This is a genomic window from Chryseobacterium sp. DZ-32 (genome assembly GCF_059587025.1).
On the sequence record NZ_JCAIOM010000031.1, the window covers coordinates 18,625 to 30,904 of the forward strand.

The 12,280-nt window shown below is 37.7% G+C and carries 9 protein-coding genes; all 9 read right to left on the reverse strand.

The annotated features are described in order from the left end of the window. Positions 1–58: 58 nt before the first annotated feature. The 9 genes from AC59HC_RS22405 to AC59HC_RS22445 all read right to left on the reverse strand — a co-directional run bounded on the left by AC59HC_RS22405 (position 59) and on the right by AC59HC_RS22445 (position 10,930). Complete coding sequence (locus AC59HC_RS22405) at positions 59–517, reverse strand: hypothetical protein (protein ID WP_202840927.1); 459 nt, start codon at positions 515–517, stop codon at positions 59–61. Between the two features lie 31 nt (positions 518–548). Next, complete coding sequence (locus AC59HC_RS22410) at positions 549–2,264, reverse strand: ATP-binding protein (protein WP_496559403.1); 1,716 nt, start codon at positions 2,262–2,264, stop codon at positions 549–551. A gap of 5 nt (positions 2,265–2,269) precedes the next feature. After that, complete coding sequence (locus tag AC59HC_RS22415) at positions 2,270–3,379, reverse strand: sensor protein KdpD (RefSeq protein ID WP_496559404.1); 1,110 nt, start codon at positions 3,377–3,379, stop codon at positions 2,270–2,272. A gap of 56 nt (positions 3,380–3,435) precedes the next feature. Next, a complete protein-coding gene (locus AC59HC_RS22420; RefSeq protein ID WP_496559408.1) occupies positions 3,436–4,485 on the reverse strand; it encodes a porin in 1,050 nt (349 codons plus the stop codon). Positions 4,486–4,692: 207 nt separating this feature from the next. Continuing rightward, entirely contained in the window at positions 4,693–5,250 is a 558-nt protein-coding gene (kdpC, locus tag AC59HC_RS22425) for a potassium-transporting ATPase subunit KdpC (RefSeq protein ID WP_202840935.1), read from the reverse strand. A 10-nt stretch (positions 5,251–5,260) separates the two neighbouring features. Then, complete coding sequence (kdpB, locus tag AC59HC_RS22430) at positions 5,261–7,300, reverse strand: potassium-transporting ATPase subunit KdpB (RefSeq protein WP_062676468.1); 2,040 nt, start codon at positions 7,298–7,300, stop codon at positions 5,261–5,263. 175 nt (positions 7,301–7,475) lie between these two features. Next, positions 7,476–9,170 (reverse strand): potassium-transporting ATPase subunit KdpA, encoded by a 1,695-nt coding sequence (kdpA, locus tag AC59HC_RS22435; protein WP_496559405.1) that lies wholly within the window; start codon positions 9,168–9,170, stop codon positions 7,476–7,478. A gap of 6 nt (positions 9,171–9,176) precedes the next feature. After that, complete coding sequence (locus tag AC59HC_RS22440) at positions 9,177–9,254, reverse strand: potassium-transporting ATPase subunit F (protein ID WP_496559409.1); 78 nt, start codon at positions 9,252–9,254, stop codon at positions 9,177–9,179. A gap of 353 nt (positions 9,255–9,607) precedes the next feature. Next, complete coding sequence (locus tag AC59HC_RS22445; RefSeq protein ID WP_496559406.1) at positions 9,608–10,930, reverse strand: sigma-54-dependent transcriptional regulator; 1,323 nt, start codon at positions 10,928–10,930, stop codon at positions 9,608–9,610. Between the last annotated feature and the right edge of the window lie 1,350 nt (positions 10,931–12,280).

A 12,280-nucleotide genomic window follows, 5' to 3' on the forward strand; every position in this document is an offset into this window, starting at 1 on the left:
AAAAACCATTGATTTTTTTTCAATGGTTTTTTTATATTTTTGAAACATACTCGATGCTTTACTTAAAAACAATAATAGTATACGGAGTACTCTCTCCTGCATTAGGCAAGATCAGCCTGATATGTTCCTTATTCCTGTAGTAATCTGTGTAAGGCTCTTTGGTGATAATCTTTCCTTTCTCGGTTTCTTTATACCCGGCAGTCAATATCAGTTTAAGATACTGCTCATAGTCTTTTTTGTCATTAAACTCAAACTCAATCCGATCTTCATATTTTTCTTCTTTGTATTCAAACTTTCCGATTTTCGAGCTATAGTCTGGAGCTTCGTATTCGGTTAAAAGGAAACCTAAGCCTTCTGTTCTGTCATAAAATTTGAACTGAAGCTGTTTCATTTCCTTTTTAAACTCCTCCATTGTCAGTTTATTGAATCCTTTAAGCTGTTCTACTGTAAAGGTCTGAGCAGAGATCTGAATACTCAGTACAACTGAGAATAATAGGAGTCCTAACGTTTTTCTCATTTCTATTTTTATCGCAAATATAAAATAATCCTTATGAAACCGGCAGTCTGAAATAAAACGTACTTCCATTATTCAGAGAACTCTTCACTCCTATTTCTCCATGTTGTTTTTCAATGAAATTCTTGGAGATTGCTAAGCCCAGCCCCGTCCCGTTCTGATGTTCTCCGGGAACCTGGAAATAGCGGTCAAAGATCTGGCGGTGGTATTTTTCATCAATTCCGCTTCCGGTATCAATAATACTGAACTGAATAAATGAATCCAGTTTTTCTACTACAATCTGGATTCTTTCATCCTGAAAAGAGTGCTTTACCGCATTGGTCAAAAAATTATTCATTACCCAGACGGTTTTGTCAAAATCAGCAGTCACAGCATCGTTATCTTCCAGAAGATATTCTGTACTGATGGAAATATTTTTCTGCTCGGCAAGCTTCTCAACATTCTTTACAGCAGTCTGTACAATTTCTTTAGGAGAACATTTCCCAATAGTCAGTCTGATATTTCCGGATTCTACCTGCGACAGATTAAGCAATTCTCCAGTGATATCCAATAATCGCTGTCCGTCTTCATTGATGCTTTTCAATAATTCCTGCTGTTGCTCATTCAGTTCTCCGAACTTTTGGTTTCCAAGAAGCTGAACACCCATTTTGATAGCTGAAATCGGAGTTTTAAGTTCATGGGAAATGGTTGCAATGAAATTGGTTTTGGCAAAATCAAGCTCTTTAAAAGGGGTAATATTTCTCAACAATATTACCTTTCCTATATTTTTTTTCTCCTTTTCTCCTGTTTTTACAATATTGATGGGAATAATATCCTGTTCAAAATAGTTTTCCTTATTATCACGGACAATTTTAATCGGATCTTTTACCGGATGGTCGATATTTTTCAGCAGTTCACGCATCAGATCATTGTTAATAGCTACTTCATGAGCTGTTTTTCCAATAATATCTTCTTTATGGAGATTGGTGATCTTTAAAGCTTCATCATTGATCATGTAGATAAAATGATTCTCATCCAGACCAATTACCGCATCATGCATATTATTGACCAACGTTTCGATCCGTTTTTTATCCATCAGCTGCTTGGAAAGCGTGCTGCTTTCGTATTCCTGAAGCTTTTCCGCCATACTGTTGAAGGAGTCTGCCAGGCTGTTGAATTCTTCACTTCCTTTAAAATGAACCCTCTCGCTATAGTTTTTATCGGCAATCTGTTTAATACTGAAGGTCAGTTGATTGATAGGCTCTGCAATGGTTTGCGGCAAATTGAAAAGCAGGATAAAAGCAATCAGAAAGCATACAGTACCTAAACTTACGATCCAAAAAGTGGCATTTTCTGCTGTAATAATCGCAATATCACTTTTTCGTTCTATCCCTTTCATATTCAAAGACATGATCTTCGAAAGATCTTCACGGATAAGCTTTTCTTTATTGATATCGGGAGCTTTAAGGTAGCTGTTGAAATGCAGATTCAGATTCTGAGTGGCTTCTTTTTCTCCAAATTCTGTAAGGTTCTTTTCCTGAAGCTTATTATTTTTTCGAAAATCTGCTATGGCAACGGTACTGTCTGTACTAATATTATCCAACGCCAAAAGCATATTTTTGGAAAACTCCAGACTGTTATAATTGGCCGTAAGGATCTTTTCAGTATCAGATTTTAATTTATTGATGTATACAGAACCTATCACTGAAAGCAGAACGATCAGTAGAAATAAAAGGCCCACGCCTAAGGTAAGTTTCGTTTTAAGTTTCATTACTTTTAAGATAAAATAATAATATCTATCTGTCTTTCATTCAGCCTGTTCATAAGGGTATAGATCCAGCTGTATCCCAACATTCGCTGCCAGAAACTGGCGTGAGGTTTTCCAATACAGACCGTCGTGATGTTATGAGCAATCACATATTCCAGAATCCCGTTGTGGACACTGCTTTCTTTGATGCGGACTACTTTGGCACCTAATTCCTGTGCTAAATTAAAATTATTAATTAAATACCGTTGTTTATCCAATGCAATTTTTTCCGGATTTTCAGAAGGCTTCTGAACGTACAAAACAGTCCATGGACTGTTATAGTAGCTGGCTAATCTGGCAGTTTTACGGATAATTGTTTTGGCAATCTTCTCATTACTGCTGATGCAGGCCAGGAATTTTATGGGCTTAAAATTTTCGGTTTTGATCTCTGTCTCTACCTTTCTTTCCACGTGGGTGGCTACTTCTTTTAAAGCCAGTTCACGAAGTTGAAGAATATGTCCGCTCTGGAAGAAATTACTAAGCGCCGTCTGAATTTTTTCTTTTTTATAGATTTTTCCCTCTTTTAAACGGGTCAGCAGCTCATCAGCAGTAAGGTCAATATTGACTACTTCATCTGCTAGCGCCAGTATTTTATCCGGAACCCGCTCTGTTACTTCGACTCCGGTAATTTTCTTAACCTCTTCATTCAGGCTTTCAATATGCTGGATATTCATGGCACTGATGACATTGATCCCGTTATCAAGAATTTCCAGCACATCCTGCCATCTTTTTTTATTTTTGGAACCTTCTACGTTGGTATGGGCCAGCTCGTCTACTAACACGACTTCAGGATGTTCATTGATAATGGCCTGAAGATCCATCTCCTCAAGGTTTTTTCCTTTATAAAAAACTGATTTCCTTTCAATTTGAGGAATTCCTTCTACAAGAGCTTCAGTTTCTTCACGGCCATGCGTTTCAATATAGCCAATCTTTACATCAATGTCATTTCGCAAAAGGGAATGCGCTTCCTGGAGCATACGGAAGGTCTTTCCTACACCTGCACTCATCCCTATATAAATTTTGAATTTTCCTTTACGGGATTTTTGAATCAGTTCTAAAAAATCTTTTGCTGATGACATTGATTTTATTCTTTTTAATTTTACTTTAAGCACTATTTTCTGTGGCTAAACCGATTTTAAAACCAGACTGCTAAGCTTGACGTTATAAAGAAATTTCCTTTTTTAAATTCATCATTTTTAGCAAAAATGGCGTCTTTTGAAGTAAAACCTCTCGCTTCTGTGCGGAAAACTACATTTTTGAATATGGCATAGTCTACATTGAGAGAATATCCGAAGGTCTGAAATCCATTGGGAGTTTCTGTACTGATAATCACGCCGTTTTTATCATTATAATATTCCAGTCTTCCCGCTAATGCCCATTTATTGTCCAATTGATATTTCATCTGAACATTTGGGCTATACCAGATATTATACTGCTCGCTTCCTTTTGATTTCTGCTCAGCACCTATATCAAATCCCAATACAGCCGAAAACTGATCTGTCAGCTGAAAGCTTCCGTACAAATCATGGAAGTAACGCATTCTTTTATCTTCTTTTGCTTTATCATTTCCTATGAATGAGCTGCTGTTCAAAGTAATTTTATCAGTTGGTTTATAGGTTACCTGGTGACCAAAAGAAATACTCTGGTTTCCCTCAGGTTTGGCAATACGTTGCCATCCGTTCAATACCAGTCCGCTTAAAAACCATTTCCCATTATCTGAGGTATAAGAAATTTTGGCTCCAGTTTCGAAATAAGGTGAGTTTTCAGCAGCCAGACTTCTTGTCAGATTAACATTGTCTTTTCCTATGGCACTTTCCCAACCGATATGGGAAGGCATGATCCCTGCATCAATCCATAAGTTTTTATTTTTTGATATTCTGATTCCTACATTGGCTTCGTTTACATAACGTAGTGCATTTTGTTCGGCAGCCATATTATCCTGAGCATAAGTTCCTGCCATTAAAGCAACGTTGGCACGGATATTTTCACTCTGGTAATTGGCTTTAACCAATCCCAGGTTAAGGTTCATTTCATTGTGCCTATTATAGGAATACAAAAAGTTTTGACGAATATGATTACCAGGCTCATTAAAATCATACGTATAAAAAAGTTCTGCATAAGCGGAAAAGGTCACTTTATTACTTGTTTTTAATGAATCTGATGATTGGGCTTTTGAGAAAAACATTCCCAATACGGCTCCTATAACTAAATATTTTTTCACGTTATTTTTATATTATTTAAGAGTATAAGAAGAATTTAGCTATTAAGAAAAGATAAGGATTTACCAGCGAATTATAAATGAGAAATATTTTAAAATCGTAGATTTTTTTGTGTAGCTCCTTCAATCATCTTAATGGCTTCAATTCTTCTTTTTATCATTGTATGATTTGAATTATTTTAATTGATCTAAAGCAATATTAAGCTTCAGAACATTTACTTTTGACGGTCCGAAAAGTCCTAAGAAAGGCTTTTCAGTCTGATTATTAATTAAGCTTTTGATCTGTTCCTCTGAAATACTTCTCACTTTTGCAATTCTTTTTGCCTGGTATAAAGCCCCTTCTTGAGAAATATCCGGATCCAGTCCGCTTCCGCTGGCGGTTACCAATTCTACAGGAACTTTAGCATTACCCATTTCAGGATTGTCCATTTTTAAAGTATCAATTCTTTTCTGTACAATTTCCAGATATTCTTTATTGCTTGGACCTTTGTTGCTTCCTCCACTTCCCGCTGCGTTATAATCGACAGAGGATGGACGACCGTGGAAATATTTTTCAGACTTAAATTCCTGCCCGATATTGGCATAAAACTTCTGCCCTTTATTGTAAACAATTTCTCCGTTTCCTTTGTTAGGAAGTATTTTAGAACCTCCATAAACCACTGCCAGATAAATACCAGTAACTAGCAACATGACAAGAGTTAATCTGAATGCTGAAACAATATGATTTTTCATTTTTTTAATTTTAATAGAATAAACTGATTACCAGATCAATGATTTTGATTCCGATGAACGGAACGATTACTCCGCCTAACCCATAGATCAAAAGGTTTCTTCTTAATAATGCACTTGCACCGATGGGCTTGTAAGCAACTCCTTTCAACGCCAGCGGAATCAGGAACGGAATAATCACCGCATTGAAAATTACTGCTGATAATATGGCTGTTTCAGGACTGTGAAGATTCATAATGTTCAGCTTCTGAAGAGAAGGAATAAAAGTGATAAAGAGTGCCGGAATAATGGCAAAATACTTTGCTACGTCGTTTGCAATACTGAAAGTGGTCAACGTTCCTCTGGTCATCAATAGCTGTTTACCGATTTCTACAATTTCGATCAGCTTTGTAGGGTCGTTGTCAAGGTCTACCATGTTGCCGGCTTCTTTAGCAGCCTGCGTTCCGCTGTTCATCGCAACACCTACATCTGCCTGGGCTAGTGCCGGAGCATCATTGGTTCCGTCTCCCATCATCGCTACCAGCTTACCTTCCTGCTGTTCCTTTTTGATGTAATTCATTTTGTCTTCAGGTTTAGCTTCGGCAATAAAGTCGTCTACCCCTGCTTTTTCAGCAATGAATTTTGCAGTCAGAGGATTATCTCCTGTTACCATTACCGTTTTCACTCCCATTTTTCTCAGTCTCTGGAAACGTTCCTGAATTCCGGTTTTGATGATATCCTGAAGTTCGATCACGCCCCAAACTTTTTCATTAACGGCTACTACTAAAGGAGTTCCTCCGTTTTCAGAAATTTTAGTTACCGCATCCTGGGTTTCCTGCGGGAAGATATTCCCGGCTTTTTCAGTCAGTTTTTTTATTGTATCGTAAGCTCCTTTACGGATTCTTGTTTCTTCAAAATCAATTCCGGAAGTTCTTGTTTCTGCGGTAAAATCAATATAAGTGGGATTAGCAACTAATAAATCTTCAGGTTTTAAAGCACTTAGTTCAATAATAGATTTCCCTTCCGGTGTTTCATCCGCTACGGAACTTAATGCAGAAGCTTTAATAAATTCTTCAAGCTGAATTCCATTGGCGGGGTGAAATTGAGTTGCTTTTCTGTTTCCGATGGTAATTGTTCCGGTTTTATCCAAAAGCAATACATCAATATCTCCTGCTGTTTCCACTGCTTTTCCACTTTTAGTAATCACATTCGCTCTCAGCGCTCTGTCCATCCCCGCTATCCCGATTGCAGAAAGCAGACCTCCGATGGTTGTCGGAATAAGACAAACGAAAAGAGATATAAATGCCGCTATGGTAATCGGAGTCTGCGCATAATCTGCAAAAGGTTTTAAAGTGAGGGTAACAATAATAAACGTAAGCGTGAATCCTGCTAAAAGTATGGTTAATGCGATTTCGTTGGGTGTTTTCTGTCTTGACGCTCCTTCTACAAGAGCAATCATTTTATCTAAGAAGGATTCTCCGGGTTTTGTGGTTACTCTTACTTTAATTCTGTCTGACAATACTTTTGTACCTCCTGTTACAGAACTTTTGTCTCCACCCGCTTCACGGATGACAGGTGCACTTTCTCCGGTAATAGCAGACTCATCAATGGTAGCAAGACCTTCAATAATCTCACCATCCATCGGAATCTGATCTCCGGCTTCACAAAGGAAAATATCACCTAAGGTCATTTCAGCAGACATCTTCAGCCTTGTTTCTACCTGAAATCCCGGCTTGTTATCAAGTACCAGTTTGGCCGGAGTTTCTTCCCTTGTTTTTCTAAGGGTATCAGCCTGCGCTTTTCCCCTTGCCTCTGCAATAGCTTCTGCAAAATTGGCAAACAAAACGGTGAAAAATAAAATTATAAATACTAAAAAGTTGTAGGAAAAGCTTCCCTGGGTTTTATCACCGGTAAGGCTGAACATGCTTACGATAAACATGACGATGGTTCCGATTTCTACCAGGAACATTACCGGATTTTTAAACATAATTTTCGGATTCAGCTTTACGAAGGACTGTTTTATCGCTTCGTTGACCAAATCTCTTTGAAACAATGTTTGTGACTGATTTTTCATTTTTTTGAAAGAATTTATATCATTGTAAATCAATAGTAACCATCAAGGTCTGCCGGATAATAAGGATAGATATGGATAATATTAAGTGAACGTTTCGTAAGTGTCAGATTAGTTTCCTTACACTTTTCAGCTTCCTTAATGGTTGAATATTGATTTTAATTTTTAATGTTCAAATTTATTTTGAGAAATATTGAATCTGCTCTGCAATAGGGCCTAAAGTCAATGCAGGGAAGAAAGACAACGCTGCAATCAGTAAAATCACTGCCAGAGTCATGAATCCGAAAGTTGCCGTATCTGTTTTCAATGTTCCTGAACTTTCAGGGATATATTTCTTCTGTGCCAACAGACCTGCAATGGCTACCGGTCCTATGATCGGGATAAATCTTGAGAGTAACAGTACAATTCCCGTTGAGATATTCCACCAGGGTGTATTGTCTCCCAACCCTTCAAATCCGGATCCGTTATTCGCTGCGGAAGAAGTAAACTCATACAGCATTTCACTGAAACCATGGAAGCCGGGATTATTCAATGTTTTTGCTCCAAATTCCGGTAGATAAGCCGTTAAAGCGGTTCCTGCAAGAATCAGGAAAGGATGGAATAAAGCGACGATCATAGCAATTTTCATTTCCTTTGCTTCAATCTTTTTACCCATAAATTCCGGAGTTCGTCCAACCATCAGACCACTGATAAACACGGCCAGAATGATAAAGATAAAATAGTTCAGAATTCCGACTCCACAACCTCCGTAGAAGCAGTTGATCATCATCGCAAGCAATTCATTCATTCCCGAAAGCGGCATTGTACTGTCATGCATTGAGTTCACAGATCCTGTTGAAATAACTGTGGTTGCAATACTCCAGTAGCCGGACGCTGCACTTCCGAAACGGATTTCTTTACCTTCCATAGCTCCCAGGCTGTTATCTGTTCCCATTTTTGTGATCAAAGGATTTCCTCCTGTTTCATTCACAATATTCGGAATGGTAAGTGCCAGAAAACCGACCGTCATTACCGTAAAAATCACCCATGAAAGTTTTCTTTTATTCAGATAAAAACCCAGTGCAAATACCAATGCAAACGGAATGATCATCTGAGCGATCATCTCTGTCATATTGGTCATATAATTGGGATTTTCAAGCGGGTGCGCAGAGTTGGCTCCGAAAAATCCACCTCCGTTAGTTCCCAAATGTTTGATCGCAACAAATGCAGATACAGGCCCTCTGGAAACATCAGCTTTCTGACCTTCCAGTGTTATAATGTGATCTTTTCCTTCGAATGTCATCGGACTTCCGTTAATAGAAAGTACTAAAGCAACAATTACACTTATCGGAACCAGGATCCTGACCATTGATTTGGTGAAATAATCGTAGAAGTTCCCAAGTTCGGTACTTGTTTTTTCTTTAAAAGCCTTGAAAAGGACAGCCATTGCCGCCATTCCCGTTGCAGCAGTGACAAACTGTAAAAACATCAGATAAAGCTGGCTCAGATAACTTACTCCTGTTTCTCCTGAATAATGCTGTAAATTACAGTTCACTAAGAATGAAATGGTAGTATTAAAAGCCAGATCGGGTGACATATTTGGATTCCCATCAGGGTTCAAAGGAAGCCATGCCTGATTCAGCAAAAGAAGGAAACCTATGATGAACCAAACCAGATTGATCGCCAGCATGGCATACATATTCTGTTTCCAGTTCATCTGGCGGGCAGGATTAATTCCCGAAACTTTATAAATTAACTTTTCAATGGGTTCAAAAACCGGATCCAGAAAAGTCTTTTTGTATCCGTAGACATTAGCTATATATTTCCCTAAAAATATTCCGATAACTAATGTGATAGCAAACATTGCTATAATGCCTAAAATCTCTGTATTCATGACTAATTAAAATTTTTCAGGTTTCATTAAAACATAAAAGATATACACAAAGGCAAGTATTGAGAGGAAAAATAAACTCCACATAATTTATATTCTATCAAAAAATTCAACTGATTTATACAAAAGCCAAAACAATACTGCAAAAAGCAGAATTAAACTTATGAGCATCATATTTTAATCATTAGGGTTAAAAGGGTCAACAATGCGTACGATACAATCAGCAGACTAAAAGTAGAGTGCTCCCGTTTTTTAAACGTTTTTCTTGAAATTGTCATTTTTAAATATTTTATTCGAAGACTATATGCCAAAAGAAAGTCCATTCTGAAAAACAAACACCCAAACAATTGAATAACAATATATTAAAACTAAATACTAAACTATATAAAAACAGAAAAGCCTATCAAAATGATAGGCTCTTTATTAAAATGATAAAAGGTTTATTTTAATCCGTATTCTTCAAGTTTACGGTACAATGTGGCAATACCGATTTCCAGTAAACGGGCAGCTTCTGCCTTGTTACCTTTTGTATACTGTAGAACCTTCTGTATGTGAATTTTTTCCAGTGATCTGATACTTAAAGAATCACTTTCAGGAACAGCTTTTTCCGAATAATGGGGAAGACTTTCTGCGTCAAGGATATTGTTATCCATCAAAATCAAGCTGCGTTCCACGGCATTTCTCAGTTCACGGATATTTCCTTTCCAGTCGTTTCGTTCCAGTACTTTATAGTAATCAGGATTTACCTGAACTCCTGTCAGATGAAGTTTATGAGAAAAAAATTCTATAAAATGCTTGGCAATAGCTTTCAGGTCTTCTTTTCGTTCTCTTAATGGCGGAAGCATGATCTCAAAGACATTCAGCCTGAAATAAAGGTCTTCTCTGAAATTTCCCTGCTTTATTTCATCTATCAGGTCTCTGTTGGTAGCAGCAATTAACCTGAAGTCAGATTTGGAAACTTTGGTTTCACCCATTTTGATAAATTCCCTGGTTTCTAAAACTCTGAGCAATTTTGCCTGAAGTTCTATTGGCATCTCACCGATTTCATCCAAAAACAGAGTTCCTCCGTTAGCTTCTTCAATCAATCCTTTCTTATCTTTCAAAGCTCCAGTAAAAGCACCTTGTTTATGACCAAAAAGCTCGCTTTCCAGAATTTCTTTACTGAATGCTGAACAATTGATCGCTACAAAACTGTTTTTCTTCCTGTCACTTCCTTCGTGAATGGCACTCGCAAAAACTTCCTTACCCGTTCCGGTTTCCCCTGTAAGAAGAACAGCAGCATCCGTTAAAGCAACTTTCTCAGCCAACTTCTTAGCCTGCAAAATAAGTGGTGATTTACCTATTATCTGATTAAACCCTTTCGTCACAGTCTGCTGAACAACCCTCGATTTATTGTCTTTTACCTTATCAAGAGCCTTATACACCAATGGGATTATTTTCTCATTATCATCTCCTTTCACCAGATAATCATAAGCGCCATTCTTCATAGCCTGTACAGCATCCGTAATATTCCCGAATGCCGTCATCAGGATAATTTCAAGCTGTGGATATTTAGTTTTGATAGCTTTTACCAGCTCTACCCCAAAAGCATCAGGCAGACGAACATCGCTCAGAACAACATCAAATTCATATTGCTCCAGCATCGTCATTGCCGAACGTGCCGTAGAAGCTTCTTTTACATTAAAATTTTCTTGGGAAAGGATCATTCCTAGTAATTTAAGGAGTTTGATCTCATCATCGATGATCAGAATATTTCCTGACATTGTAATTATTTTTGGAAAACTAGTACAAACTTATTGAATTTATTCGAGGAAAACAGGGTAATAGAAGGAAATAGTTTACTTAACACCACTTGAGATATCAGGAGCTGTTTCCCGCTATCCATTCATACTCCTCGCGCCATCGCTGTCACCCTGAGCGAAGCCGAAGGGTCTTCCCACACCTAAAACCCACCCACCCTCCAACCCAAGCTGCGGGGTAACCATTCCTATCGGGGCTAGATGGTGAATGAACGATCAATGATACATTATAAATGATGTGACGAATTCGGGATACGGGTTCCGTGGTTATCTTTTCCAATGGTGTTGTTGATTCCAATGGCGTCTTTCTCTTTAATTTGTGCCGCTTATTTCCACTGTGTCATTCCGCAGGAATCCAGCCTCCTTTATTAGAGTCTTTAGAATTCCTTTAATTCAGACAATTTGATATTGTAAAATTGTTTGATTATTAAGACATATGGATTGCAGAGACTCCTACTGAGTGACAGATGGGTGGGATAACCGATAGTAGTGAAAGCAAAGAATGAACAGCTGTAAGAATGAATAATTTTAGGCTGAACCGGGGTTATGATCTTTCAATAGTGTCGTAAACATCGTTTCCAATTGATCTATTAGTTCCAATGGAGTATTGCTCTTTCATTTGCGGCGCTTAGTTCTACTGTGTCATTCCGCAGGAATCCAGCCTCCTTTATTAGAGTCATAAGAAGTTCAAAAAAGCAAAAGTAATACTGCTGAGTTTTTTGATATTACTTTGTTGAGGCTCCTGCGGAGTGACAAATGGGTGGGATAAATGATAGTAGTGAAAGCAAAGAATAGATCACCTGTAAGAATGAATAATTTTAGGCTGAACTGGGGTAATGATCTTTCAACAGTGTAATAAACATCCCTTTCCAGTTGTGCTATGATTCAGCTGGCGCATTTCTATTTCACTTGTACCGCTTATTCCACTGTATCATTCCGCAGGAATCCAGCCTCCTTTATTAGAGTCTTTAGGATTCCTTTAATTCAGACAATTTGATATTGTAAAATTGTTTGATGATAATTAAGACATATGGATTGCAGAGACTCCTGGAGTGACCATTGGAGTGTGTGCTGTCCGTTATCATTGATAATTGATCAATGATGATTGATAAGTGATAAGTGATAGATGGTCAATGATAGTTGATGAATGGTGAATAATCGATGTATTACTCATTGCTTATTACTCATTACTCATGAATTGAGCTGGGTATAAAACAAAAAAATCCTTTATCATAACGATAAAGGATTTTTTAAAAATAAAATAAAAACTGGCGGCGGCCTACTCTCCCGCGTTAGCAGTACCATCGGCGCTGG